This window comes from Arthrobacter pasteuri (assembly GCF_054510955.1).
Map to the genome: position 1 here is coordinate 2220973 of NZ_JBTNDO010000001.1, position 24518 is coordinate 2245490.

Here is a 24518-nt window from a genome sequence, read left to right on the forward strand (position 1 = left end):
CGAAGGCCCGCCGGTCCCGTCTGGTCTAATGGAGACCGGACGGGACCGTCCGCCGTTCACGGCTGGAATAGGCAGTGACCTTCCCTGTCGGCCCGGCACCCGGGCCGATCCTGCACCTGAAATCGACCGCCTGGAAGGCAAAGACGTGTCAACCAACTCGCTGAAAGCGTCGACCAGCTCGCTGAAGGCGCCGGCGGATCGAGGCCGCGCAGGCGACAAGATCTTCTCCGGCATCTCCCTGGCCGCCGGCATCCTGATCCTGGCCGTCCTCTTCAGCGTCGCAGTGTTCCTGCTCGTACAGGCTGCGCCGATCTTCACCGCCGACCCCACCGAGGTCACCGGCGGCAACGGCTTCGCCCCCTACATCCTGCCGATCGTCATCGGCACGGTCATCGCGGCCGCCATCGCGCTGCTGATCGCGACGCCCATCGGCATCGCCGTCGCGCTCTTCATCTCGCATTATGCCCCGCGCAGGCTCGCGAGGGCCTTCGGGTACGTCGTCGACCTGCTCGCGGCCATCCCCTCGGTCATCTACGGCGCGTGGGGCTACATCGTCCTCGCGCCGCAGCTCGCCCGGGTGTACACCTGGCTCGCCGAGAACCTCGGCTGGCTCCCGATCTTCACCGGTCCCGCCAGCCAGACCGGCAAGACCATCCTCACCGCCGGTATCGTCCTCGCGGTCATGGTCATCCCGATCATCACCTCGCTCAGCAGGGAGATCTTCCTGCAGACGCCCAACCTCCACGAGGAAGCCGCGCTCGCGATGGGAGCCACACGGTGGGAGATGGTCCGCATGGCGGTCCTGCCCTTTGCCCGGCCGGGGATCATCAGCGCGACGATGCTCGGCCTCGGCCGCGCGCTGGGAGAGACCATGGCGGTGGCGCTGGTCCTCTCGCCCGGCGCGCTCGTCGCGAGTCTCGTGAAGTCCGGCAACCAGACCATCGCAGCCGAGATCGCACTGAACTTCCCGGAGGCCTTCGGTCTCCGGCTCAACGAGCTGATTGCGGCCGGCCTCGTGCTCTTCGTCATCACGCTGGCCGTCAACATGATCGCCCGCTTCATCATCACCCGGCACAAAGAATTTTCGGGAGCGAACTAGATGTCAGCGAACCAGACGCTTCAGCGTCGCCAGTCCCACCTCACGCGAGGACGGCTCCCCTCGTACGCCGTGTGGGTCGTCCTGGCAGCTTCGGTCGTCCTCGGAGCCGCACTGGCCTCCCTCATCGGCTTCAGCGTCGTCGGCTGGGCCATCATCTCCGCCGTCGTCTTCGTCCTCGCGGCCACCCTGGTGACCGCCGTCGCCGAAGGCGAGCGCAAGGCCAAGGACCGGCTCGTCACGTTCCTCGTCTACGGCGCCTTCCTGGTCGCGCTGCTTCCCCTGGTGTCGGTGCTCTGGACCGTCCTGGAGCGCGGCGTGCCGGGGCTGAGCTACAACTTCCTCTTCACCTCGATGAACGGCGTGACGGGAGCCGTGGACAACGAGGCGGTCGAGGGGGGCGCTCCGGTCCTGGGCGGTGCGTACCATGCGGTGCTCGGCACGCTCCAGATCACCCTGTGGGCCACGCTGATCTCCGTGCCGATCGGCCTGCTCGCGGCCGTCTACCTTGTCGAGTACGGCTCGGGGAAGGGCCTCACCAAGGCCATCACCTTCTTCGTGGACGTGATGACGGGTATTCCCTCGATCGTCGCGGGCCTGTTCGCCGCGGCCCTGTTCGCCCTGCTGTTCGGCCCCGGGACCCGCACCGGCTTCGTGGCGGCGGTCGCGCTGTCCGTCCTCATGATCCCTGTAGTGGTGCGTTCCACCGAGGAGATGCTGAAGATCGTGCCGAACGAACTCCGCGAGGCGTCGTATGCGCTCGGGGTGCGCAAATGGCGCACCATCACGAAGGTGGTCATCCCGACCGCGATCTCCGGTATCGCCTCTGGCGTAACCCTGTCGATCGCACGCGTCATCGGTGAGACCGCACCTATTCTGGTGACGGCGGGATTCGCGAGCTCCATCAACTGGAACGTCTTCAGCGGGTGGATGAGCACCCTCCCCACCTTCATCTATTACCAGATCCTCACCCCGACCTCCCCGACGTCGCCGGATCCGAGTACCCAGCGTGCCTGGGCCGCAGCGCTCCTGCTGATCCTCATGGTGATGCTGCTCAACCTTGTCGCCCGCCTCGTCGCCCGCATCTTCGCCCCCAAGACCAGCCGCTGAGCATCCGCGGAAACGACCCATAAGGAAGCAATGTCCAAGCGAATCGACGTCAAGGACCTGAACGTCTACTACAGCAAGTTCCTTGCCGTGGAGGACGTGAACATCAATATCGAAGCGCGCTCCGTGACCGCGTTCATCGGCCCGTCGGGCTGCGGCAAGTCCACGTTCCTCCGCACGCTCAACCGCATGCACGAGGTCATCCCCGGTGCACGGGTGGAGGGCGAGGTGCTGCTCGACGGCGACAACCTGTACGCCGACGCCGTGGACCCCGTCACCGTGCGCGGCCAGATCGGCATGGTCTTCCAGCGGCCCAACCCGTTCCCCACGATGTCCATTCGGGACAACGTGCTGGCCGGCGTCAAGCTCAACAACAAGCGCATGAGCAAGTCCGACGGCGACGACCTCGTCGAGAGGTCCCTCCGCGGCGCGAACCTGTGGAACGAGGTGAAGGACCGCCTGGGACGCCCCGGCTCGGGCCTCTCCGGCGGCCAGCAGCAGCGCCTCTGCATCGCCCGCGCCATCGCGGTGTCCCCGCAGGTGATCCTGATGGACGAGCCCTGCTCGGCCCTGGACCCCATTTCCACCCTGGCCATCGAGGACCTCATCAACGAGCTCAAGGCCGAGTACACCGTGGTGATCGTGACGCACAACATGCAGCAGGCGGCGCGCGTCTCGGACAAGACGGCGTTCTTCAACATCGCCGGTACGGGCAAGCCGGGCAAGCTCATCGAGTACGGCGACACCACCACGATCTTCAACAAGCCCGCGCAGAAGGCGACCGAGGACTACGTCTCCGGCCGCTTCGGGTAGACACCTACTCCCGCCGCCGGAATGGGCGGCATGGCGACGGCGGCTCCCAAGGGGGGGCCGCCGTCGTCGTTCCGGGAGGGTGCGGGTGGCCGGACGGGTGCCGAACGCGCAGACCCGTGGCGGCGGCTCGGACCCGGTTAAGCGCCGCCCCGGGTCCGGTCACGCGGCGCGGCGGCACCCGAACGGCGAACTTGCGGCATTCGGTCGCGGGTGCCGGACGCGCAGACCCGTGGCGGCGGCTCGGACCCGGTGGAGCGCCGCCCCGGGTCCGGGCACGCGGCGCGGCGGCACACTCGACGGAAGGCCACGCGCTCCCGACGGCTACAGCAGCGGGCTCAGCGCCAGGAAGAAGACGGCTCCCACCAGTGCGGTGAGCGGCGCGGTGCCGAGCCAGACGGCGAGGATACGCACCACCCGCGGCCGCTGGACGGAGGCGAACCGCTGGTTGGCCCCGGCCCCCACGATCGCGGACGTCATGGTGTGTGTGCTGGACAGCGGGAAGTGCAGGGAGATGGCGCCGACGAACAGCATCACCGAGCTCACGCCCTGGGCGGTCATGCCGCGCAAGGGGTCGATGTGCACCAGCCGGTTGCCGAGGGTGTGCGTGATGCGCCAGCCGCCGAACAGGGATCCGGCGGCCAGCAGGACGGCGGCGAACACCTGGACCCAGAGGGGTATACCGGACCCCACCGCGTAACCCGAACCCGCGAGGGCGAGCAGGATGACTGCCATGGTCCGCTGGCCGTCCTGGAGCCCGTGGCCGAGGGCGAAGGCACCCGCCAGCACCGACTGTGCCATGCGGTTGCCCCGGTTGACCCTCGTCGGCGAGCCGTGGCGCAGCAGCCACGTGGCCGGGAACACCGCGGCGTACGCCAGGAGGTAGGCGACGACCGGCGAGAGCACGAGCGGCAGCACGATCTGCAGCAGGAGGGTTTCCCCCGCACCGCTCATCGCGGGGCCGTTGGTCAGCTGCGAGGCCGCGCCGGCACCGATGATCCCGCCCAGCAGCGCGTGGGTCGACGACGACGGCTTGCCGCGGTACCAGGTGACGAGGCTCCAGAGGCAGGCGGAGAGCAGCGCGGAGACGAGGATCCCCAGCCCCGTCGACCCCGGCGGGAGGCCGATCGCGGCATCGGTGAAGAAGAGCGCCAGCGACGTGCTGAGCAGCGCGCCCACGAGGTTGAACAGCGCGGCGAGCAGGACGGCGACGGTCGGCGTCAGCGCCCGCGTCCGGACCGCTGTGGCCACGGAGTTCGAGACGTCGTGGAAGCCGTTGAGGAAGGCGAAACCACCGGCGATGACGACCACCATACCGAGGAGGAGGGACTCCACCTACGATTCCTTGACGAGGATGCTGCCCACCTGGGTGGCGACCCTCCTGATGTCCTTGGTGACGTCGACGAGCTGGTTCGCCACGTCGCGGTGCCGCGCGTAGACGAGGGGCTTGTGGTCGTTCAGGAGTTCGGCGCACCAGCTGCGGTGCGTGCGCTCGGCACGCCGGGCCAGGCGCAGGATCTCGATCCAGTACTCCTCGAGGTCCTCCATCGACGTCAGCCGCTGCATGGCGACCGCCGTCAGCTCGGCCTGCCGGTTGATGACCTCGAGCTGATCGGCAGCCCGCTGGCTCAGCTTGCTCAGTTTGTACAGGGCGATGAGCTCTCCGGCGCCGTCGAGCTTCTCGATCGCCTCGTTGAGCAGCCGGGACAGCACGTAGAGGTCCTCGCGGGGGAGAGGGTTGATGAAGGAGGTCCGCATGGACGTCAGGAGGGCGAAGTGCAGGTCCGTCGACGCCGATTCGTGCTGGTGCAGTTCCTCGGAGAGGCGGTCGTACTCGTCGGTGGACGCGCCGAGGATCGCGGACATCGTCCCGACGCCGAGCACGAGCTGCCGGGCCATGCGGGAGAGCAGTTCGAGCCCAGCGTTCTCCTGCGGGAAGAGGCGTAGTTTCACGGAGTCTTCCTCGGAGGATATGAACGGAGCGACGGCCGAACAGAAGCCGCGCTGTTTGCCGGTGGGCATAGTAGTGGCGTCGAACCGGGAGCGCCTCTCGGCGGAAGGCCGCTCGAAGCGGCTGAGTGTTGAAGCCCGGGGGTTCCACGGTCCGACGCCGTATTAAGTCTTGCCCTCCCCGGAGCTGCTGTCAACATCGGCCACAGCGGGCGGTTCAGTCGAGCTCTCCGCGCCGCCAGGATTCCGCGGCGTGTTCGAGGTCCTCCGCGGTCTTGATGAGCTGATGCGAATTGCGGGTCAGCTTGGAGGCGTGCGGGCCGTTGGCGAGTTCGGCGTCGTCGGCGTGGTTGGCTTGGCCCAGGGCGACGACGCGGCAGAACGCGGCGAAGCGTTCGAGGGCGACGTCGAAGTCCCCCTCGAAGGCGCCGGACAGGATGGTATCCGCCATTGTGGCCATCTCCACTGCGCCCGGCGGCTCGGCGACGCCGGCGACGACCTTCGACACCTGGGCCACTTCCTTACCGGAGGCGAAGTAGGCGGCGATCCGCTCGGGGTTCTGCTGGGTGGCCGCCCGCAGCGCATACAGTCGCCACAGGGCGCCGGGCAGGGACCGAGCTGGGCTCTCGGCCCACATCTCGGCGATGGCTTCGAGGCCCTGCTGGTCGGCGAGTTCCACGAGGCGGCGCGTCACGTCCGGATCGTCGGCGTCGCGCCCGTGGTGCACCAGGGCGTGTGCCGCCATGTGGGCGGCTTCGGAGACCCGCGACGGATCGACTCCACCCGCGAAAACCTCGAAGTCCGCGGGAGCGAATGGCTTCGGCTTGTGGGGCCGCGGGCTGTTGTTCGTGTATTCGCCGTCCATGGAACGAGGATACTCCTGCGGAATTTCGGGCCGTACGCCGCGGCCCTGCGCTGTCTCCGGAGCAGGGGTGATTGCGATAAAGTAAGCGGGTCATCGCACCACGACGGCCGTCTTCGGATGCGCCGGGCGTGGACGGTGGAGTGGGCCCTTAGCTCAGTTGGCTAGAGCAACGGACTTTTAATCCGTGGGTCGTGGGTTCGAGCCCCACAGGGCCCACCTGTGCAGAAGACCCCGGGACGTCGGTCCGGGGTCTTCTGCGTCCTAGCCGGACACCTCGTGGACGACGAACGCGGTGAGGAAGCCGAGCGCGGCGATGAGTCCCGTGAGCATGTGCTGGCGCTCGAAGGCTTCGGGGATCATGGTGTCGGCCACCATCGCGAGGATCGCCCCGGCGGCGATGGCGGTGATGAAGGCGACCGTCACCCCGGAGGCACCCGCCAGGAGCGAGTACCCGGCGAGCGCCGCGAGGCCGGAGATCAGCGCAATCCCGCCCCACAGCCCGAAGACATAGCGCGAACTGCGTCCGGCGTTCCTCATGCCGGCGGTGCTCGAGAGACCCTCGGGCACGTTCGAGATGAAGATCGCGACGAGGACGGCAGGATTCACGGCGCCGCCCGCCACGAGCCCCAGACCCAGGACCACGGACTCCGGGATGCCGTCGAGCAGCGCCCCGAGAGCTATGGCGTTGCCGCTGCCGGCGTCCTCCTCCTCCGAGGGCTGCTGGCCGCCCGATCGCTTCCGGTGCTGGGCGCCCTGCCGGGCGAGGAGGGCGTTCGCGCTGACATAGATCACCGCTCCGGCGAGGAACCCCAGTGCCGTGGGCAGGAGCCCGCCCGCCTCCTGCGCCTCACTGACGAGCTCGAACGCGAGGGCCGAGATCAGGACGCCGGCTCCGAAGGCCATCACGAAGGCCACGATGCGCGGCGGCACCTTCCACTTCCATGCGATCGCCGACCCGACGAGCAGCGCTCCTCCGGCGATCGCTCCCCACAGGAATGCTTGCAGCCACAGCGGCACGGGACCTTGCTCCTTCTCGGGACGACGACGACAAAAACTCCGCCAAGCCTGCCACAGGAAGGACTGGAGGCCGGCAGCTGAAGTTCCGGGCCGGAGGGGATTGACTCGCCGTCGTCCCTCGTCTGCACTGGTACCAGGAACTGGAGAACTTCGGGCGCAACGACGCCCCGGACGGAGGGGAATCCATGGACGCCGCCGCCCTGGCCGGAAGCCTGGCCGCATGCGCCGTCATGGCCGGGGCTGCTGCCCTGACCGGCTGGCGGGTCGATGCCGCCTCCCGCCGCGGTGGAGGGGCCGACGACTACTTTTGGACCGCCTTCGGCGGGATCCTCGTCATCCTCGGAGCGGGAGTCGTGGCCGGAGCGCTGGGCGGAGCGGGAGCGGTGATGGCGGTGGGAGTCGGCATCGTCTCCCCGCTGGCGGCCTTCACCTGGGCCCGGCGCCGCCACGTGCGAAGGGTACGTGCCGTCCGGGAGTCTGCGCGTACGGCCGTCTGGGAGCGCCTGTGCCGGCGCCACGACGCGGTCGTGCAGCGCTGGGCGGAGTACGACGTCGATCCCGCCAAGGCGATCCGCTACCCGGGCATGCATGATCCCACCCACCCCGCAGCGAGGTCGGTCATCCATGCGCTGCGGGCAGCCGGTGCCGAGCGGCGGGCCGGGCCCGGTTCCACAGCGGAGCCCGGGGCGGACCACCAGGCGGATCCCGAGGAGATGCGGGGCTACGCGGACGCCGTGGGCCGGCTCGAGCGCGCTCTCGTCCTCGCCGAGCAGGACATCGGTGCGTACCCCCTCGGGTGCCACCGGGCTGTCCCGAGTCGACCTTGAATCGTTACACTCCAGTCCGCCCTGAAGTGATCCCCGCGCTTAGGCTTAAGTTTCCACAGCGAACTACCGCTGCTGTCCGTCTGCCGCTTGCCGGCCCCGCGATCCAAAGGAGGGAAGCATGCGAATACCGGTGCGATGCTCGGCCGGCCTCCTGGCCGCATCCCTGCTCGTCGCTGCCGCGCCGGCTGCCCTCGCAGGTCCTCCGGACGACACCCGGACCCTCGTCCCGGTCGGTGACGAGGGGAACATGCAGAACGTCCGCTTCGCCACCTACAACGCAAGCCTCAACCGGTCCGCCCCCGGCGACCTGGTTCGGGACCTGAGCACCCCGGCGAACGCCCAGGCCCGTGCCATCGCCGAGGTCCTGCAGGTCACCCGGCCCGACGTCGTCCTCCTCAACGAATTCGACTACGCCCCGGGCAACAGGGCCGCCGACCTGTTCGACCAGAACTACCTCCGCGTCAGCCAGAACGGCAAGGCGCCGCTGGACTACCCCTACGTCTACACCGCTCCCTCCAACACCGGTGTCCCGAGCGGCTACGACCTCGACAACGACGGCGCGGTGGGCGGCGCCGGCGACGCCCTCGGCTTCGGCGCGTTCGAGGGGCAGTACGGCATGGTGGTCTACTCGAAGTACCCCATCCAGACGGGGGCGGTCCGAACGTTCCGGGACTTCCTCTGGAAGGACATGCCGGGCGCACTGCTCCCGGACAACCCCGCCACGGAGGCGCCGGCCGACTGGTACTCCTCCGACGAACTCGCCGTCCTTCCCCTCTCCAGCAAGTCCCACTGGGACATCCCGGTGAGCGTCGGCGGCAAGGCCGTCCACGTCCTGGCCAGCCACCCCACTCCTCCCGTCTTCGACGGCGAAGAGGACCGCAACGGCAGACGGAACAGTGACGAGATCAGGTTCTGGTCCGACTACGTGACCGGCGGCCCCGACGCGTCCTACATCCAGGACGACGACGGTGCCGCGGGCGGACTCAGGCGTGGGGAGCGCTTCGTCGTACTGGGCGACCAGAACAGCGACCCCCTGGACGGGGACTCGCGGGACGGAGCGATCGGACGGTTGCTGGGCAACAGGCTGATCCAGGATCCGCTGCCGTCCTCGAGCGGTGCAACCGAAGCATCGGCGCTCCAGGGTGGAGTCAACGCGGAGCACCGCAGTGACCCGCAGTTCGACACCGCCGACTTCGAGGACCGGAACGCGGGCAACATCCGCGCCGACTACGTGCTGCCGTCACGCAACCTGCGGGTCTCCGCCTCAGGTGTGTTCTGGCCTCGGGCCGGTACGCCCGGCTCCGAATTGACGGGCATCTTCCCCTTCCCCACCAGCGACCACCGGCTGGTCTACGTGGATGTCACCGTGAGCGGCGTCAGGCAGCGCTAGCCGCGGCGTGCGTGTCCCGACGTCGATCGGTGGACCTTGTCGCGGTACTGCGCCGGGTGTACGGTCCAATCCATGGAGACGATCCCTTCCCAGTAATCGCGCCGGCTCCTGCCGGCCCAGCACTTGTCGATGACACCCGCTCCAAGCGCGCCTCCTCGATTACTCCGGTCCTCGCAGTCCTCCGCACGTCTCGGTGCGTCCTGTTCCGACCGGTGCCGCGCACACCTCCCGAAAGGAACACCATGACCAGCACACCCCAGAACGATCCTGTCCCTACCGACGGTCCCGGCGACGCGGACCCGACGCCGGCCACGGGCACCGCGTCCCGGAAACTGCAGGACGACCCGCGCGCAAAACTCGCACTCGCGAAGAAGAACCAGGCCGGGAATCCCGCAGCGGCGCCCGGCGGAGGCCACGCGAAGGCGGCCCATGAGAGCAGCAAGCAGGGCAAGAAGGAGAAGAAGGTGCGCTGGTAGGCGCACCGCCCCGCCCACTGCAGGGCGCTGGACGGCCGTTAAGATGGAGCTGGCTCCGAGTTCTGCGTATGGGGGAATCGCAGAAATCGGAGCCAGCGATCTCAGTATACTTCGACAACAGCCCGAAAAGTCCAATCGAAAGGTGATGATGTCCGTCACAGCCAAGGCTTTCCAGCTGTGGCGTTCCCAGGTCGCTCCGCAGGACACCGTGTCCGACGTCTGCAGGGTCGCCGGCATCAAGCGGTCCACCCTTGCGCAGCAGCTCGTCCGGGGCAAGGTGTCGGTGCAGACCGTCGTCGCCATCGCCCGCGGATACGGCATCCCGCCCGTTGATGCGCTCGCCGTGTTCCAGGGCTACGAGGACCTGCCCGAGGGGATCCGACAGCCCACGGACGCGGAGCTCGTCAGCCAGGTCTCGCACATCGACATCCTGCGCCTGCTGGTGGCCCGCAGCGAGGACAGGGAGGAGGCGGGAACCGATCTGCACCTCGGCCTCGCGCCCTTCCCCCATCACAACTCGGTCCGCGCCTGGATCGAGGCCATCGACCCCGGTGACCTCCGCCAGCAACTGGCAGCGAGCACCGGCGTGGCCCGGCAGAACCTCTCGGCCCAGCTCACCGCCGGCCGGCTCGCCCCCGCGATCGCCGTGCAGGCCGCACGGATCGGCGGGGTCTCGTTGACCAGTGGGCTGGTGGTGACCGGGCTGCTCACCTCCGAGGAGGGTGGCTGGCCCGAGGACGGCCGTTCCCGGGCCCTGTGCGCCCTGTCCGACCTCGACCTCGTCTTCCTTGCGCGCGACCGGCTCGACGTCCTCGGCAAGCAGATCCGGCGAGCGGAGCTCGACGACGGCAAGGACCGCGCACTATGGGAGAACCTGGGATGACCGCGACGACCATTCAGTGGGTTGCCCTCTGCCTCTGTGCCGTGGGGGCCGCCGTACGGGTACCCGAGGTACGCAACGGGCGCGGACGCGCGGTGTTCACCGCCCTGGTGCTGCTCACGGTCGCCGTCGGCCTGTCGATCGGCCCCATCTATACGGCGGTGGACGGTGTGCTCGGCGGGATCAACGTCGCGAACCTCCTGCTCCGGCTGGCCCTGTATGCGGTCTTCGTGCTCCTCGGCGCCAGGATGGCCGCGGCGTTCGATTCGCCGCTCGCCCGGCGCCTGGTCGTCGGTCCGTTCGGTCTCGCGATCCTCGGCCTGACTGTCGCGGCGACACTGTACTTCTTCGTCGCCAGTGAACTGCCCGGCAGCTCGACCGCCCTGCGGGACTTCAACGATCAGGACACGGTGCAGCAGTACGCCGCCCTGGGACGGCTCTACCCGGGATATGTCGCCGCGTGCCTTGTGGCACCCGCGACGGCGTCGGCCCTGGATCAGCAAGCCCGGATCATCCACCGGGTCGCCTGCGCGTTCCTGGCGGGTGGATTTTCGCTCGTCGTGGTCTTCGTGCTGCTGAGGACGACGCCGATCCAGCTCGGCCCCTGGGACATCATCCTGCCGTTCTCGGCGATCATGATGACGGTGGTGGGCCTTGGCCTGATCTGGTTGAGCCATACCCGCAGCAGGAGACGCCGCGCGCGTTCCAACAAGCTCGCCTAGGACCGCTGCTGTGCGTACCCCGGGACGGATGCGGATCCGAGCCGGCAAAAGAAACCCGATTGTGTCCTCAGGGGCATTCACGTTTTCATGTTGGTATGTAAAAATAATGATTATGTAACTGCCGCTGTCCGTGGGGGGTCAGCGGATCGTTATCCGGCAGGCAGGTGAGTCCATTAGAACGGGTGGACCCACCTGCTTGCAGCGCTGGGGACGCGAAAGGGCACCATCCGCCAGGTATCGACGGCGGATGGTGCCCTTTGTGGTTGGTGCTACTCGGCGTCGTGATCCGTCTCGATGATCCGTGCCAGGCTCTCCAGCGCGTCCTCTGCACCGTCGGCCTCGGCGCGCAGGACGATGATGTCACCGTGTGAGGCTCCGAGGCTCATCAGCGACAGGATGCTCGAGGCGTCCATGGCTTCCTCGGCAGGCTCGCCGTCCATGGCGATGGTGACCTCGAACGGCAGGTCACCTGCCGCTTCCGCGAAAATCGAGGCCGGGCGGGCATGGAGTCCTACGCGACTCGCCACGGTTGCCTTGCGTTCTGCCATGATGTGCTCCTTCTTGTAGATGGGTTCCCGATACAGCCAACCGGACTGGAGGTCAGGCTGCAACCGGCTGGGCGGTGGCGGTGCTCTTCTTGCTCGCGGCGTAGCGCTTGAGGGCGATCACGGCGAGGGCCGAGATGATCGTGCCCACGAGAATCGCGAGGACGAACATCAGTACGTTCCCGATGGCGAAGAAGACGAAGATGCCGCCGTGAGGAGCCTGCGACGTGACCCCGGTGCCCATGACGATCGCCCCGGTGACAGCCGATCCGAGGAGTGACGCGGGGATGACGCGCAGCGGGTCGGCTGCCGCGAAGGGGATGGCGCCTTCCGAGATGAAGGCGGCGCCGAGCAGCCAGGCCGCCTTGCCGTTCTCGCGTTCCGCCAGGGTGAAACGGCGGCGGTCGAGAGAGGTGGCGAGCGCCATCGCCAGGGGCGGCACCATGCCGGCCGCCATGACGGCGGCCATGATCTGCCAGGGAGCCTGGTTGTCCACGGATCCGGCACCGAGGCCGGCGACCGCGAAGGAGTAGGCGACCTTGTTGACGGGGCCGCCCAGGTCGACGGCCATCATGAGCCCGAGGATGACGCCGAGGCCGACCGCCGCGGTGCCCGTCAAGCCGGAGAGCCAGCTGTTGAGCCCGGCAGTGAGGGCCGCGATCGGGCCGCCGAGGAGGAGGAACATCAGGCCCGAGGCGACGATCGATGCCACGAGGGGGATGATCACGACCGGCATCAGGCTGCGCAGCCAGCGCGGCACCGAGAGGTGCCCGATCGACATCGCGACGTAGCCGGCGAGCAGACCGCCGACGATGCCGCCGAGGAAGCCCGCATCCATGAAAGCGGCGACCGCACCGGCGACGAAACCGGGAGCGATGCCCGGCCGGTCGGCCAGCGCGTAGGCGATGTAGCCGGCGAGGGCGGGCACCAGGAATCCGAGGGACAGCTGGCCGATCTTGAAGGCCACCGCCCCGAGGTATTCACCCAGGCCTCCCGCGGGCAGGTTCACCAGGCTGTTCTCGAGGACGACAGTGTTCGCGGTCTCGGTGATCAGGTAGCCGCCGAGCAGGAAGCCGAGTGCGATCAGGAGGCCACCTCCGGCGACGAAGGGGATCATGTAGCTGACGCCGGTGAGGAGCGCCCGCTTGAGCGTCCCGCCGATGCTGTCCCGGCCGCCGTCGTCGTCGGTCTGGTCGCTGCCGGTCCCGGCGACCCTGCGGGCGTTCGGGTTCTGTGCGGCTGCGAGGGCTTCGTCGACCATCTCGCCCGGCTCGTCGATGCCGCGCTTGACGGGCGCACTGATGACGGGGAGGCCGGCGAAGCGGTGCTTGTCACGGACGTCGACGTCGACCGCGAAGATGACGGCATCCGCGGACGCGATCACGGCAGGGTCCAGGGGAGTGGCTCCGGACGAGCCCTGCGTCTCCACCTGGAGGTCGACGCCGCGCTCCTTGGCAGCCGCGACGAGCGAGTCGGCGGCCATGTAGGTGTGCGCGATGCCGGTGGGGCAGGCGGTCACGGCGACGAGGCGGCGCACCTTCGTGTCCGTGGTACCGCCGGCGTCGAGCGCGGGTCCCGTGGTGTCCGTTCCGCTGGGCGAGGTGCCGAGGGTCGCCGCGGCTTCGCTCGCCCGGGCGCCGGCGGAGTGCTCGGCGGACCCGGCTGCGTGGGCTCCGGCACCCGCGGTCCCGGCGGGGGCGTCACCGAGTCCGAGGGCGCCGTTGACGAGTGCGACGACGTCCGCCGGGGTCTGTGCGGCGCGCAGTGAGGCGGTGAAGTCCTTCTTGATGAGCGAACGGGCGAGCTTCGACAGCAGCTTGAGGTGCTCCTGGTCGGCCCCGTCCGGAGCGGCGATGAAGAAGACGAGGTCCGCCGCGCCGTCCTTGGCGCCGAAGTCCACGGGCGGGGACAGCCGTGCCATGGCGAGGGTCGCGACGGTGACGGCCTTGGACCGGCAGTGCGGGATGGCGATGCCACCGGGAACGCCGGTCGAGGTCTTCTGCTCCCGGGCGAGCGCGTCGGCGTAGAGGCCGTCGACTTCCGTGGAGCGGCCCTGCGCGGCGACCTGCTCCGCGAGGTAACGGATCACCGAGGAGCGCTCGGTCCCCAGGTCCTTGTCCAGAGTGACAAGCTCCGGGGTGATGAGATCGGACATCAGAATTCCTCCTGTGCGAGGGGCCCTGCGGCGGACCCGGTTGCGCTTGGTTCGGTCACGGGCAGCGTGACCCTGAGGGGGGTGACCGCGACGGCGGCCGGCGTTGTTTGGTCGAGCGATGGGACGGTGGAACCGGGAAGGGCGGCGGCCGCCGATCCGTGGGCAACTGCCTGGCGCAGGCAGTTCTCCGGGAGTTCGCCTGCGCTGTGCGCCAGCAGGTAACCGGCCAGGGCGGAGTCTCCCGCACCGACGGTGGAACGCGCGATGACGGGCGGGTGCACGGCGTGCCAGGCCCCCGCATTCGTCACGAGCAGGGCGCCCTTGGATCCAAGGGTCGCCAGTACCGCTCCCACCCCCGCGGCGATGAGCACCGCGCAGGCCTTCGCGGCCAGTTCATGGTCCTGCTCGAGCTCGTCCCCCGTACCGATGCCGGTGAGCTCGCTGAGCTCCTCGGCATTGGGCTTGAGCAGGTCCGGCGCCGGGATACCGGCGGCGGCCTCGGTGAGCGGTTCTCCCGAGGAGTCGATGGCCACCAGGGGCGCGGACGGTCCGTAGGCTTCGCGGACCGCGGCCGTGACCCTGGTGTAGAAGGTCGGGGGAACGCCCGGTGGAAGGGACCCGGCGAGGACCAGCCACCCGGCGCCGTCACTCTCGGCGACGACGACGGCGAGCAGTTCCTCGAGCTGGGCGGATGACAGTTCGGGGCCGGGTTCGTTGATCTTCGTCGTCGTGCCGTCGGGTTCGGTGATCGCCGTGTTGGTCCGCAGGCCCGCGCCGATGGGCACGTTGTGGAACGGGACGGAGACGCTGCGCAATCCCGCGAGCACGGCGTCGTCGTCGTCGCCCGGAAGGATGGCGAGGGTCCGGCTGCCGGACATCGCCAGGGCGCGGCTGACGTTGACGCCCTTTCCGCCTGCCTCCTGCACCACGTGGGTTGCGCGCTGGACCGCGCCGCGGGTGAGGGGGGCAGTGATCTCGACGGTGCGGTCGATGCTGGGATTCGCTGTGAGGGTCAGTATCACGCGACGATCACCTCCACGTCGGCATCGGAGAGTGCATCCGCCAGGGAGCCCCGGGGTGCGCGGTCGGTGATGAGTGCATCGATATCCTCCAGATTTGCGAAGCTGATCAGGGTTTCCTCGCTGAACTTCGACGAGTCGGCAAGAAGCACCACGCGCCGGGCCGAGCGGACGATCGCGGTCTTCACGGCGGCCTCGTCGACATCGGGGGTGCTGAGGCCGAAGCCGGCGGCGATGCCGTTCGCTCCGACGAAGGCGATGTCGGCGCGGAGGCGGGAGAAGTGTGCCACGGTGCTGCTGCCGACCGCCGCACTGGTCAGCGCCCGTACGCGGCCACCCACGAGTTCGACGCTTCCGCCTGCGCCGGAGACGAGGGCCGCGATCTGGACGGAGTTGGTGACCACGGCGAGCCCGGGTCGGGCTTCCTCGGCCAGCATTTCGGCGAGCATTCCCGTGGTGCTGCCGGCATCGAGCACGACGGCACCGGTCACGGGTGTCATGGCCAGGGCGGCCTGCGCAATGCGCTTCTTCTCGAGGGAGTGCTGGGACGACCGGCTCGACAGGCTCGGCTCGTTCGTCGTCGCGCCGCTGCCGGCGATGGCGCCTCCATGGACGCGGCGGAGCACGCCGTCGTTCTCGAGGAGGGCGAGGTCCCGGCGGACCGTTTCCTTCGTGATGCCGAAGCGTGATGACAGGCCTGCCACTGTGACGCGGCCGTCGGCGGAGACCAGGCTGCTGATCTGGCGATAGCGCTCTTCCGCGAACATGAGGACCCCGTTGTCTTCAGCTGGGGACGGATCCCGCAGCATGTGGCTTTATCTGTGTTTGAGTGACTCTATCCCCGCTTTTACCCCTCGGTCAAGGGTTTTACGTGCTGGACAAAAGCAAACACAGATGGAGCGGGGCGGGGGCGAAGGTCAGGCCTCCTGGTCCCCCGGGCCTGACGGGGCATGTCGGGCACGAGGGAGTGGGGGGCGGTAGGAGGGAGCGTCCGGGCGGCCAGGTGCAGGTCCATCCGACCGGAAAAGCGGGAATTACACGAGTGCAATTGCGAAATCGGTCAGACGATTCTTATTAGGGGAAATTTGGGGGATTGACCGGTATCGGGCTGGGACTAATTCTCCGCGCGGTGCGCCCGCAGTTGCCGTCCGCCGGCTCCCTCCTGCGCGCGGCGCGCCTGCAGGATCCCCGCGATCCCGCGATTTTGCCGCGCTTTCACCGCCTCTTCGCCGTCACGCTCCCGGGAGGGCGCGCCCGGCAACAGTTCGGAAAAGATTCACCGGAGGGACTTGATAAGCAGGGTTAGCATGGTGTTAGGATTGCACCCTAAGCATGCTGATGAAGTACAGTTGGCAAAAGCTGCACTCCGGTGCATCGGAACATTGGCCAGTGGCCCGTCCCTGGACGGGCGGCTGAAATCACTCAAGGAGCATCTTATGAGTTTCATCGGTTTTCTTATCCTCGGCCTCATCGCAGGCGCCCTTGCCAAGCTGATCATGCCCGGTAAGCAGGGCGGCGGCATCCTGATCACGATGCTGCTCGGCGTCATTGGCGCCTTCCTCGGCGGTTTCATCGGCGGAAGCATCCTCGGTGTCAACCTCGGCAGCACCTTCTCGCTGATGTCCATTCTCTTCGCCGTCATCGGCGCCCTGATCGTGCTCGCCATCTACGGTGCCGTCACCAAGCGCCGTGGATCGCGCGTCTAACCAGCGCTGCCCGCTGAACCCCGCGGGGAACAGCTGCCGAAGGGCGCCACCGGATCCCGGTGGCGCCCTTCCGCTGTTTCCCGCCCCTGCCGCGCGTGGTCGCACCAGCGTCCGCGCCAGTAGGAGAACCTGACCCACGGGCCTGCGCCCCACCTAGACTCGATCCAGACGGCAGACGATCCAGCCGCGGAAGGACCATGATGTTTGGCCGAAACAAGGAGAACCCAGCCGTGAAGGCTGCCAACGGAACGCTCTTCGACAAGGACGGCAACCCGAAGCCCGGGATCCTCCGGGGCATCGAACGGGCCCTCGACGTCCAGCGTCCCCTCATCCTCTCGAACCTGAATCGGCTCCGGCGCCGGCACCCGGAAGCCTCCCCGGCCGAACTGGCGCGATTCCTGGAGCGCGACTACCTGCGGGCGACGACGGCCGCCGGAGCTGCTGTCGGAGCTACCGCCGCCGTGCCGGCAGTGGGCACGATCGCCTCCCTGGGGCTCTCGGCTGCTGCGACCATCGGATTCCTCGAGGCGACGGCCCTGTACGCAGAGTCCGTCGCCGAACTGCACGGCATCAACACCGAGGACCCGGAGCGCTCGCGGGCCATGGTGATGGCGATCCTCATGGGGGAGGAGGGGACGGCGCTCATCCGGTCCATCCTCGGTGCCTCCGCGGGTCAGGGCGCCCCGCAGTACTGGGCCCAGATGGTCAGCAATTCGGGGTCCACCTCGCTCGTCAAATCCATTACCAAATCCATCCAGCGGCGCTTCCTCAAGAAGTTCCTCGCCCGGCAGGGCGGCTTCATGCTCGGACGGGCACTGCCCTTCGGGGCCGGAGCGATCGTCGGCGGAACCGGCAACCACCTCATGGGCAAGGCGGTCATCCGTACCACCCACGAGGCGTTCGGGCCATTGCCCCACACCATCCCCGGCGAACTGGCCGACGAACTGCAGCTTCCAAAGTCGGGAGACGGCGGGAAGCGGGCCTAACCGAAGATCGCGTGGGCGACGGCGAAGATGAGCAGGCCGGCCAGTGAGCCGACCACGGTGCCGTTGATGCGGATGAACTGGAGGTCCTTGCCGACCTGCAGCTCGATCTTCCGCGAGGTCTCCTCCGCGTCCCAGCGGCCCACCGTCTCGGAGATGACGCCCGCGATCTCGCTGCGGTACGTGCGGACCGCGTAGGAGGCGCCGTCGGCGATCCAGCGGTTCACCTTGCCGGCCAGTTCCGCGTCGCTCGCCAGGCGGGAGCCGAAGTCGCGCACGGCTGCCTTGAAATTCGAGGTCAGTTCGCTCTGCGGATCGTTGACCGCCTCGAGGAGGGCCGTCTTGATGGTGGCCCACGTGCGGGCCGTGAGGTCGCGCACGCGGGGGTCGTCGAGCAGCTGCCCCTTGATCTCCTCGGCCTTCGCGATGGTCTCGGGCTTGTGCTGGAGATCCTGGGCGAGGTCGCGGAGGTACCTGTCGATGGCGAGACGGACGTCGTGCTGCGGATCGTCCTGCACCGCCCGGATGAACTTGGAGAGTTCGGCGTGCACCCGGTCGCCGACGACGCCGTCCACGAGCCGGGGGACCCAGGTGGGCGAGCGCTGTGCGACGACCCTCGTGACCACGGCGTAGTTCGCGTCGACCCAGTCACCGGCGCGGTCCACGAGCAGGTCCACGAGGCGGTGGTGGTGGCCCTCCGCGAAGATGCGCTCCGCGATGCCGCCGATAGGCGGACCCCACGGCGGGTCGAGCAGGTGCTTGCGGACCATGGATTCGATCACGCCCTGCACGGCGTCGTCGTTCAGGACGGTGAACATGCCCCGGATCAGTGCGGCGCCCTCCACGGCGACGCGGTCGGCGCTCTCGGGCTTCTCGAGCCAGGCGCCGGCCTTCTGCGCGATCCGTGCGGAATCCAGCTTGGCGCGCACCACGTCCTCGGACAGGAAGTTCTCCTCGACGAACTGGCCGAGCGACTCTCCGATCTGGTCCTTCTTGCGCGGGATGATCGCCGTGTGCGGGATCTTCAACCCCATGGGGTGCTTGAACAGGGCTGTCACGGCGAACCAGTCGGCCAGGGCGCCGACCATGCCGCCTTCGGCCGCAGCCCGGACGTACTGGAGCCAGGGGTAGGCATCCTGCAGGGCGAAGGCCACCACGAAGATGACGGCCATCACCGCCAGCAGCCCGGTCGCCAGCAGCTTCATGCGACGGAGGGCGGCCGCCCGCTCCGCGTCTGGGCCGGTCATCTGAACATTCATCCTCCCGAGTCTATCGAGGCCGCCCTGCACGGCGGACCGGAGCGTCGATGGTGCGCGGATCCCGCCGTCGCGTACCGTGATAGGGACACCGCCGACGACCCGAAGGGATGGCTCGTGCCTCCTGTGATCTTCGCTCATCGAGGCAGCAGTGGAATTTATGCCGAGCACACGCGGGCCGCCTACCTGCAGGCGCTCGCGGACGGCGCCGACGGCGTGGAGTGCGACGTGCACCTGAGCCGCGACGGACACCTGGTCTGCATACACGACACCACGCTGGACCGCACCAGCAACGGGTCCGGCGACGTGGCCGACCTGACCCTGGCCGAACTGCGGCAGCTCGATGTGTCGTCCTGGAAGGGCGTGGAGCTGCCGTCGGAGTACGGGGACGTGTCGGACCAGTTCCTCTCCTTCGCCGACCTGCTGCTCCTCCTGCGCCGGGCCGGTCGGCCGGTCAAGCTAGCCGTCGAGCTGAAGCACCCCAGCCCCTTCGGCCTGCGGCTGGAGGAGGCCCTGATCGCCTTCCTCATGGACGAGGGCTGGAACCCGGAGTCGTCGATGCTGGGCAGTATCGAGGTCAGCTTCATGAGCTTCAATCCCGACTCGATGCGTCAGCTCGCGGAGTCGGTGCCGCACCACCTGCTGTGCCAGCTCGTCTCCGACGTCCGGCCGCAGGAGGTCCGAGACGCGCTGCGCCTCGGGTCGATCGCCGAAGGAGCCCTCATCAACCTCCTCCACAGGGCGCTGAAGGAGGGCGAGCAACTGATCGACCACCAGGAGGTCGGCATGGCGGGCCCGGGCGTTCGCTACGTCCGGGCCCATACCGAGCGGGTGCGGCGCTGGATCCGGGAGGGCGCGCGCGTGAGGACATGGACGGTCAACAAGGTGGAGGACGCCCTGTTCCTCGCGGAACTCGGCGTCCAGGAGATGACGACGGACTATCCGGCGCGCCTACGCAGAGCCTTCGAGGGCAACGGCGAGTAACCGTACGAGCGCGCCGGTCGGTGTGGTTGAGTGGGAAAATGCAATCGCCGATCGAGGATTACGCGCTCGTCTCCGACCTCCACACCGGAGCCCTCATCTCCCGGCGCGGCAGTGTGGACTGGCTCTGCTTCCCCCGGTTCGACTCGGAGTCGGTGTTCGGCGCGTTGCTCGGCACTCCGGATCACGGCAGGTGGCTCGTCGCCCCGTCGTCGGACGACGCCGAGATCGTCGAGCGGAGCTACATCTCCTCGACCTTCGTCCTCCAGACCCACTGGAGGACCGCGGAGGGCGAGGTGCTGGTGACCGACTTCATGCCGGTCACGGACCGCCGGGCCAACGTCGTCCGGCGCATCCAGGGGCTGCGGGGCACGGTCACCGTGCGCCAGGAACTCGAGATCCGCTTCGGCTACGGCGACATCGTCCCGTGGGTCAGCCAGGGCCTGGAGGACGGCGTCCCGGTACTGCTGGCCATCGCGGGACCCGATGCGCTGCTGCTCCGCGGCCCCCGGCTGAAGGCCGCCAACCACCGCCATGAGGGAACGTTCGAGGTGTCCGAAGGCGACACAGTCGACCTGGAACTCGTCTGGTACCCGTCCCACCGGGAAAAGCCGCCGGCACAGGACGTCGACGACGCCCTGGACGGGGCCATCAGCTACTGGCGGGCCTGGGCCGCCAGCTACCTGAAGGACGGCGAGTACGCCGAGGCCGTGCAGCGCTCGCTCCTCGTCCTGCGCGCGCTCACGCACGAGGACACCGGCGGCATCGTCGCAGCCCCCACGACATCGCTGCCCGAGCAGTTCGGCGGTGTCCGGAACTGGGACTACCGCTTCTGCTGGCTGCGGGACGCGGCCCTGACCCTCGAGGCGATGATGACGCACGGCTTCGCCGACGAGGCGCTGAGGTGGCGCAACTGGCTGCTGCGGGCAGTCGCAGGAGATCCGGAGGACCTGCAGATCATGTACGGGCTGGCCGGTGAGCGGCACCTGCCGGAGCGGGAACTCGGCCACCTGCCGGGATACGCGGACTCGGTCCCCGTCCGGGTGGGCAACGGCGCGGTGAAGCAGTACCAGGGCGACGTGGTCGGTGAGGTACTGGTGGCGCTCGAGAAGCTCCGCGGCCACGGCGTCACGGAGGACAACTTCTCCTGGCCGCTGCAGCGTGCCCTGCTGGTCTTCGCCGAGAACCACCTCCACGACCGGGACCACGGCATCTGGGAGATGCGCGGCGATCAGCAGTACTTCACGCATTCGCGCGTGATGATGTGGGCCGCGTTCGACTGCGCCGTGCGCGCCGTGCGCGACCACGGGCTGACGGGTCCCCTGGATCGGTGGACGAAGATCCGGGACGAGCTGCGCGCGGAGATCCTGGAGCGCGGGTTCAATCAGGAACTGAACTCCTTCACCCAGGTCTACGGTGGCACGGAGGTCGACGCCGCACTGCTGCAGCTGCCGCAGGTGGGGTTCACCGAATTCGATGATCCAATGATGCTGGGCACCCTGGAGCGCATCGAGCAGGACCTGCTGACCGAGCAGGGACTGCTGCTGCGCTATCGGACCGCCAGTTCCGACGACGGACTGGAACCGGGGGAGCACCCCTTCCTCGCGTGTTCCTTCTGGCTCGTCGAGCAGTACGCGCACAGCGGCCGGCTGGACGATGCGAAGCGGCTCATGGACCAGCTCGTGGGCTACTCCAACGAACTCGGCCTCCTGTCCGAGGAGTACGACCCCGTCTCCCACCGGATGGCGGGGAACTTCCCGCAGGCGTTCTCGCACCTGGCCCTCGTCCGGGCGGCCGACGCCCTGCAGATGGCCCGCGGCCAGGCGGGAGCCCACGAGTCGATGGCCCGGGAGTAGTCCCGGGCCATCGGCGGTCGGACCGGACTAGACCGTGACGCCCTGCGGCTTCAGCACCACCTTGATGGCGCCGTCCGTCTTCTTCTGGAAGTTCCGGTAGGCAGCCGGGGCCTCATCGATCGAGACCTGATGGGTCATGAGGTCCGTGACGCCCAGCGGATCCGAGGGCTCCTCGACGATGGGCAGGAGCTCGTCCGTCCAGCGGCGCACGTTGCACTGGCCCATGCGGAACTGGATCTGCTTGTCGAACATGCTCAACATCGGCATGGGCGTGGCCGAGCCGCCGTAGACGCCGCTGAGGGACACGGTGCCACCGCGCCGGACGGCGTCGATCGCCGAGTGCAGGACGGCCACACGGTCACTGCCGCCGGTCTCCATGACCTTCTGCGCGAGCTTGTCGGGGAGGAAGCCGACGGCGTTCTGGGCGAAGGCGCCGACCGGTGAGCCGTGCGCTTCCATCCCCACGGCGTCGACCACCGCGTCGGGGCCGCGGCCGTTGGTCATGCTGCGCAGTTCCTCGGCCGTGTCCTTCGTGAAATCGATGGTCTCGATCCCGTGGCGCTTGGCCATGGCGCGGCGTTCGGGTACCGGTTCGACGGCGATCACGCGGTGCCCGAGGTACTTGCCGATGCGGGCGGCGAACTGCCCCACCGGGCCGAGGCCGTACACCGCCAGGACGCCGTCCTGGGGGACATCTGCGTACTTCACGCCCTGCCAGGCCGTGGGCAGGATGTCCGAGAGATAGAGGTAGCGCTCGTCGGGCAGTTCCGACCCCACCTTGACGGGGCCGTAGTCGGCGAAGGGCACCCGCAGGTACTCCGCCTGGCCGCCGGGGACGGATCCATACAGTTCGGAAAACCCGAACAGGGCCGCTCCCGAGCCCTTGTCGTGGACCTGCGTGGTCTCGCACTGCGACTGCAGACCCCGTGTGCACATGTAGCAGTAACCGCAGGAGATGTTGAACGGTACGACGACGCGGTCGCCGACCTTGAGGTTGGTGACTCCTGCTCCGACCTCCTCGACGATGCCCATCGGCTCGTGTCCGAGCACGTCGCCCTTGTGCATGTACGGGCCGAGGACCTCGTAGAGGTGCAGGTCCGAACCGCAGATCGCGGTCGAGGTGATGCGGATGATCGCGTCCGTCGGTTCCTGGATCGTAGGATCAGGGACGTTCTCCACGCTGACGTTGCGCTTGCCCTGCCATGTCACTGCCTTCATGGGGCGCTCCTCCGTTTAGTAAGTAGGCTTTCCTTTCCTACTATTCACCCCTTCGACACGAATGGGAAGCGGGGCGACAGGTCACCTAGCCTTGAGTGGTGGTTCTCACCCAGTCCCCCGCAGTGCGCGTCGCCCTGTCCGTGGCCATCGCCACCGGGCTGTACGGGCTGTCCTTTGGCGCGCTGTCCGTCGCCGCCGGGCTCGATCTCGCGCAGACCATGGCGCTGAGCCTCCTGCTCTTCAGTGGCGGTTCCCAGTTCGCGTTCATCGGTGTGATCGCCGGCGGTGGCAGTGGGATCTCGGCGATGTCCGCGGCGGCCCTGCTCGGGATCCGCAACGGCGTGTACGGGATGCAGGTCAATGTGCTGTTGCGTCCCTCGCGCTGGCGGAAACTGGCGACGGCGCACCTCACCATCGACGAGTCCGTGGCCACCGCGACAGGCCAGACCGATCCGGACGAGCAGCGCCGGGGCTTCTGGGCCGCCGGCATCGGCGTGTTCGTGCTGTGGAACCTCTTCACGCTCGTCGGTGCGCTCGCAGGCAACGCCATGGGCGACCCCGCGCGGTGGGGGCTCGACGGCGCCGCGGTCGCCGCGTTCCTCGGGCTGCTCTGGCCCCGGATCCGGGCGAAGGAGCCGGCGGCCATCGCCGTCGTCTGCGCTGTGGTGACACTGCTGGCGGTTCCCCTCGTGCCGCCGGGAGTCCCGATCCTTCTCGCCGCCGTCGTGGCAGCCACCCTCGGGCTCGCAGGCTTCGGCCCCGCGACAGAGGGCCTCGAGCCCGATGTGGAGCCGTACCACGCGGAGGCCGAGCACCGCGGGACCAAGGGGGCGGCATGACACTCTGGGGATGGATCCTGCTGGCGTGCGCGGTGTCGATCGCCACCAAGCTCCTCGGGTTCCTGGTGCCCGCGAAGCTGCTCGACAACCCCAGGATGCTCAGGGTGGCCGGGTCCCTGACGATCGGCCTGCTCGCCGCGCTGACCGCAGTGAACGCGTTCGCGTCCGGTCAGTCGGTGGTGCTCGACGCACGGCTGGCAGCCCTCGCAGCGGCCGCCGTCGCGCTCTGGCTGCGGGCGCCGTTCCTCCTGGTGGTCGCGATCGGTGCCCTTGCGGCCGGGCTCGCGCGGCTGCTGGGGGCCGCATAGGGCTTCCGGGCAGCGCGAGCGGGGTGAAACCTCCCGGAGGGCCGGATCAGGTGCTGGAGCGCGGGACGAACATGATCAGGGCGACGCCCAGCAGGCAGACGGCCGAGCCGACGAGGTCCCAGCGGTCGGGTCGGAATCCGTCGGCAAGGACGCCCCACGCCAGCGATCCGGCCACGAAGACCCCGCCGTAGGCAGCGAGGATCCGCCCGAAGTTCGGGTCCGGCTGCAGCGTCGCCACGAAACCGTACGCCCCGAGCGCCACGATGCCGACACCGGCCCACCACCACGGCTTCCCTTCACGGACGGCCTGCCAGATGAGCCAGGCGCCTCCGATCTCGGCCGCCGCAGCCAGCGCGAACAGGAGGGTCATGCGGAGGATCGTCATGGCTCCAGTCTGCCGGAGGTCCCCGGTGGCAGGCACCCGCCGACAGGACGCGGCCTGCGATGGCACGGGCGGGCAGCGACCGCGCAGGCGGGACCGGACCGGGCCCTGCCCGGGCGCTGATCGGAGA

Annotated in this window: 25 protein-coding genes and 1 tRNA gene; 15 read left to right on the plus strand and 11 right to left on the minus strand. The window is 68.6% G+C overall.

What is annotated here, in order from left to right; all coding sequences use genetic code 11:
- Positions 1-181 precede the first annotated feature (181 nt).
- Genes pstC through pstB form a run of 3 tightly spaced genes read left to right on the plus strand, consistent with a single transcriptional unit; the run spans position 182 to position 3016 of the window.
- Positions 182-1099 (plus strand): phosphate ABC transporter permease subunit PstC, encoded by a 918-nt coding sequence (gene pstC, locus ACX80H_RS10615; RefSeq protein ID WP_459313416.1) that lies wholly within the window; start codon positions 182-184, stop codon positions 1097-1099.
- Entirely contained in the window at positions 1100-2206 is a 1107-nt protein-coding gene (pstA, locus tag ACX80H_RS10620; protein WP_459313158.1) for a phosphate ABC transporter permease PstA, read from the plus strand.
- Between the two features lie 30 nt (positions 2207-2236).
- On the plus strand, positions 2237-3016 hold the full coding sequence (gene pstB / locus ACX80H_RS10625) for a phosphate ABC transporter ATP-binding protein PstB (protein ID WP_459313160.1): 780 nt from the start codon (positions 2237-2239) through the stop codon (positions 3014-3016).
- A 321-nt stretch (positions 3017-3337) separates the two neighbouring features.
- On the opposite strand, the gene ACX80H_RS10630 is transcribed toward pstB, so the two are convergent.
- From ACX80H_RS10630 to ACX80H_RS10640, 3 genes are all read right to left on the minus strand, one after another.
- On the minus strand, positions 3338-4348 hold the full coding sequence (locus ACX80H_RS10630; protein WP_459313161.1) for an inorganic phosphate transporter: 1011 nt from the start codon (positions 4346-4348) through the stop codon (positions 3338-3340).
- Positions 4349-4966 carry a DUF47 domain-containing protein gene (locus ACX80H_RS10635; RefSeq protein WP_459313163.1) on the minus strand — a complete coding sequence of 206 codons (618 nt, stop codon included), beginning with the start codon at positions 4964-4966 and terminating at the stop codon, positions 4349-4351. It abuts the gene before it with no gap.
- 214 nt (positions 4967-5180) lie between these two features.
- Positions 5181-5828 carry a hypothetical protein gene (locus tag ACX80H_RS10640; protein WP_459313165.1) on the minus strand — a complete coding sequence of 216 codons (648 nt, stop codon included), beginning with the start codon at positions 5826-5828 and terminating at the stop codon, positions 5181-5183.
- A gap of 142 nt (positions 5829-5970) precedes the next feature.
- On the opposite strand from ACX80H_RS10640, the gene ACX80H_RS10645 reads away from it, so the two are divergent.
- Positions 5971-6044: transfer RNA gene (locus ACX80H_RS10645), tRNA-Lys, on the plus strand.
- 45 nt (positions 6045-6089) lie between these two features.
- On the opposite strand, the gene ACX80H_RS10650 is transcribed toward ACX80H_RS10645, so the two are convergent.
- Positions 6090-6845 carry a ZIP family metal transporter gene (locus tag ACX80H_RS10650; protein ID WP_459313167.1) on the minus strand — a complete coding sequence of 252 codons (756 nt, stop codon included), beginning with the start codon at positions 6843-6845 and terminating at the stop codon, positions 6090-6092.
- 185 nt (positions 6846-7030) lie between these two features.
- On the opposite strand from ACX80H_RS10650, the gene ACX80H_RS10655 reads away from it, so the two are divergent.
- The 5 genes from ACX80H_RS10655 (at position 7031) to ACX80H_RS10675 (ending at position 11140) form a co-directional block, all read left to right on the plus strand.
- A complete protein-coding gene (locus tag ACX80H_RS10655; protein ID WP_459313169.1) occupies positions 7031-7672 on the plus strand; it encodes a hypothetical protein in 642 nt (213 codons plus the stop codon).
- Positions 7673-7790: 118 nt separating this feature from the next.
- A complete protein-coding gene (locus ACX80H_RS10660; RefSeq protein ID WP_459313171.1) occupies positions 7791-9062 on the plus strand; it encodes an endonuclease/exonuclease/phosphatase family protein in 1272 nt (423 codons plus the stop codon).
- Between the two features lie 242 nt (positions 9063-9304).
- Entirely contained in the window at positions 9305-9538 is a 234-nt protein-coding gene (locus ACX80H_RS10665; protein ID WP_459313173.1) for a hypothetical protein, read from the plus strand.
- Positions 9539-9686: 148 nt separating this feature from the next.
- Entirely contained in the window at positions 9687-10421 is a 735-nt protein-coding gene (locus ACX80H_RS10670; RefSeq protein WP_459313175.1) for a hypothetical protein, read from the plus strand.
- Positions 10418-11140 (plus strand): hypothetical protein, encoded by a 723-nt coding sequence (locus ACX80H_RS10675; protein WP_459313176.1) that lies wholly within the window; start codon positions 10418-10420, stop codon positions 11138-11140. Before ACX80H_RS10670 ends, ACX80H_RS10675 begins: the two co-directional genes overlap by 4 nt.
- Before the next feature lie 269 nt (positions 11141-11409).
- Here the strand turns inward: ACX80H_RS10675 and ACX80H_RS10680 are convergent, their stop codons facing one another.
- The 4 genes from ACX80H_RS10680 to ACX80H_RS10695 are packed head-to-tail and all read right to left on the minus strand — an operon-like array spanning position 11410 to position 15626.
- On the minus strand, positions 11410-11688 hold the full coding sequence (locus ACX80H_RS10680) for an HPr family phosphocarrier protein (RefSeq protein ID WP_301224348.1): 279 nt from the start codon (positions 11686-11688) through the stop codon (positions 11410-11412).
- A 52-nt stretch (positions 11689-11740) separates the two neighbouring features.
- Positions 11741-13840, minus strand: coding sequence for a PTS fructose transporter subunit IIABC (locus ACX80H_RS10685; protein WP_459313178.1), 2100 nt, complete (start codon positions 13838-13840; stop codon positions 11741-11743).
- Positions 13840-14862, minus strand: a complete 1023-nt coding sequence (locus ACX80H_RS10690; protein ID WP_459313180.1) for a 1-phosphofructokinase family hexose kinase — start codon at positions 14860-14862, stop codon at positions 13840-13842. Before ACX80H_RS10690 ends, ACX80H_RS10685 begins: the two co-directional genes overlap by 1 nt.
- Positions 14859-15626 (minus strand): DeoR/GlpR family DNA-binding transcription regulator, encoded by a 768-nt coding sequence (locus ACX80H_RS10695; RefSeq protein ID WP_459313182.1) that lies wholly within the window; start codon positions 15624-15626, stop codon positions 14859-14861. The genes ACX80H_RS10690 and ACX80H_RS10695 overlap by 4 nt, the downstream gene beginning before the upstream one ends.
- A 669-nt stretch (positions 15627-16295) precedes the next feature.
- Here ACX80H_RS10695 and ACX80H_RS10700 point away from each other — a divergent pair.
- Both ACX80H_RS10700 and ACX80H_RS10705 read left to right on the plus strand, forming a co-directional pair.
- A complete protein-coding gene (locus ACX80H_RS10700) occupies positions 16296-16565 on the plus strand; it encodes a GlsB/YeaQ/YmgE family stress response membrane protein (protein WP_459313184.1) in 270 nt (89 codons plus the stop codon).
- Between the two features lie 197 nt (positions 16566-16762).
- Positions 16763-17551: a hypothetical protein gene (locus tag ACX80H_RS10705; protein ID WP_459313186.1), complete on the plus strand. Its 789-nt coding sequence runs from the start codon at positions 16763-16765 to the stop codon at positions 17549-17551.
- Here the strand turns inward: ACX80H_RS10705 and ACX80H_RS10710 are convergent.
- Positions 17548-18807 (minus strand): DUF445 domain-containing protein, encoded by a 1260-nt coding sequence (locus tag ACX80H_RS10710; protein WP_459313188.1) that lies wholly within the window; start codon positions 18805-18807, stop codon positions 17548-17550. The two genes, ACX80H_RS10705 and ACX80H_RS10710, sit on opposite strands and share 4 nt — an antisense overlap.
- Before the next feature lie 114 nt (positions 18808-18921).
- Between ACX80H_RS10710 and ACX80H_RS10715 the strand changes: the two genes are divergently transcribed.
- Both ACX80H_RS10715 and ACX80H_RS10720 read left to right on the plus strand, forming a co-directional pair.
- Entirely contained in the window at positions 18922-19788 is an 867-nt protein-coding gene (locus ACX80H_RS10715) for a glycerophosphodiester phosphodiesterase (protein ID WP_459313190.1), read from the plus strand.
- 20 nt (positions 19789-19808) lie between these two features.
- The gene (locus ACX80H_RS10720; RefSeq protein WP_459313192.1) at positions 19809-21641 is read left to right on the plus strand and encodes a glycoside hydrolase family 15 protein; all 1833 of its coding nucleotides are present in this window, start codon (positions 19809-19811) and stop codon (positions 21639-21641) included.
- A gap of 27 nt (positions 21642-21668) precedes the next feature.
- Here ACX80H_RS10720 and ACX80H_RS10725 read toward each other — a convergent pair whose 3' ends face one another.
- Positions 21669-22859, minus strand: coding sequence for a zinc-dependent alcohol dehydrogenase (locus ACX80H_RS10725; RefSeq protein WP_459313194.1), 1191 nt, complete (start codon positions 22857-22859; stop codon positions 21669-21671).
- Between the two features lie 98 nt (positions 22860-22957).
- On the opposite strand from ACX80H_RS10725, the gene ACX80H_RS10730 reads away from it, so the two are divergent.
- Together ACX80H_RS10730 and ACX80H_RS10735 are read left to right on the plus strand one after the other, a co-directional pair.
- Complete coding sequence (locus ACX80H_RS10730; protein WP_459313417.1) at positions 22958-23698, plus strand: AzlC family ABC transporter permease; 741 nt, start codon at positions 22958-22960, stop codon at positions 23696-23698.
- Positions 23695-24006, plus strand: a complete 312-nt coding sequence (locus tag ACX80H_RS10735) for an AzlD domain-containing protein (protein WP_459313196.1) — start codon at positions 23695-23697, stop codon at positions 24004-24006. Before ACX80H_RS10730 ends, ACX80H_RS10735 begins: the two co-directional genes overlap by 4 nt.
- A gap of 46 nt (positions 24007-24052) precedes the next feature.
- Here the strand turns inward: ACX80H_RS10735 and ACX80H_RS10740 are convergent, their stop codons facing one another.
- Entirely contained in the window at positions 24053-24391 is a 339-nt protein-coding gene (locus ACX80H_RS10740) for a YnfA family protein (protein WP_459313198.1), read from the minus strand.
- Positions 24392-24518: the final 127 nt, after the last annotated feature.

Coding starts and splice junctions, on each gene's coding strand:
- pstA (WP_459313158.1), top strand. CDS start 1,100: ATGTCAGCGAACCAGACGCTTCAGCGTCGCCAGTCCCACCTCACGCGA.
- pstB (WP_459313160.1), top strand. CDS start 2,237: ATGTCCAAGCGAATCGACGTCAAGGACCTGAACGTCTACTACAGCAAG.
- ACX80H_RS10640 (WP_459313165.1), bottom strand. CDS start 5,828: ATGGACGGCGAATACACGAACAACAGCCCGCGGCCCCACAAGCCGAAG.
- ACX80H_RS10655 (WP_459313169.1), top strand. CDS start 7,031: ATGGACGCCGCCGCCCTGGCCGGAAGCCTGGCCGCATGCGCCGTCATG.
- ACX80H_RS10660 (WP_459313171.1), top strand. CDS start 7,791: ATGCGAATACCGGTGCGATGCTCGGCCGGCCTCCTGGCCGCATCCCTG.
- ACX80H_RS10665 (WP_459313173.1), top strand. CDS start 9,305: ATGACCAGCACACCCCAGAACGATCCTGTCCCTACCGACGGTCCCGGC.
- ACX80H_RS10670 (WP_459313175.1), top strand. CDS start 9,687: ATGTCCGTCACAGCCAAGGCTTTCCAGCTGTGGCGTTCCCAGGTCGCT.
- ACX80H_RS10675 (WP_459313176.1), top strand. CDS start 10,418: ATGACCGCGACGACCATTCAGTGGGTTGCCCTCTGCCTCTGTGCCGTG.
- ACX80H_RS10680 (WP_301224348.1), bottom strand. CDS start 11,688: ATGGCAGAACGCAAGGCAACCGTGGCGAGTCGCGTAGGACTCCATGCC.
- ACX80H_RS10685 (WP_459313178.1), bottom strand. CDS start 13,840: ATGTCCGATCTCATCACCCCGGAGCTTGTCACTCTGGACAAGGACCTG.
- ACX80H_RS10695 (WP_459313182.1), bottom strand. CDS start 15,626: ATGTTCGCGGAAGAGCGCTATCGCCAGATCAGCAGCCTGGTCTCCGCC.
- ACX80H_RS10700 (WP_459313184.1), top strand. CDS start 16,296: ATGAGTTTCATCGGTTTTCTTATCCTCGGCCTCATCGCAGGCGCCCTT.
- ACX80H_RS10705 (WP_459313186.1), top strand. CDS start 16,763: ATGATGTTTGGCCGAAACAAGGAGAACCCAGCCGTGAAGGCTGCCAAC.
- ACX80H_RS10710 (WP_459313188.1), bottom strand. CDS start 18,807: ATGAATGTTCAGATGACCGGCCCAGACGCGGAGCGGGCGGCCGCCCTC.
- ACX80H_RS10725 (WP_459313194.1), bottom strand. CDS start 22,859: ATGAAGGCAGTGACATGGCAGGGCAAGCGCAACGTCAGCGTGGAGAAC.
- ACX80H_RS10735 (WP_459313196.1), top strand. CDS start 23,695: ATGACACTCTGGGGATGGATCCTGCTGGCGTGCGCGGTGTCGATCGCC.
- ACX80H_RS10740 (WP_459313198.1), bottom strand. CDS start 24,391: ATGACGATCCTCCGCATGACCCTCCTGTTCGCGCTGGCTGCGGCGGCC.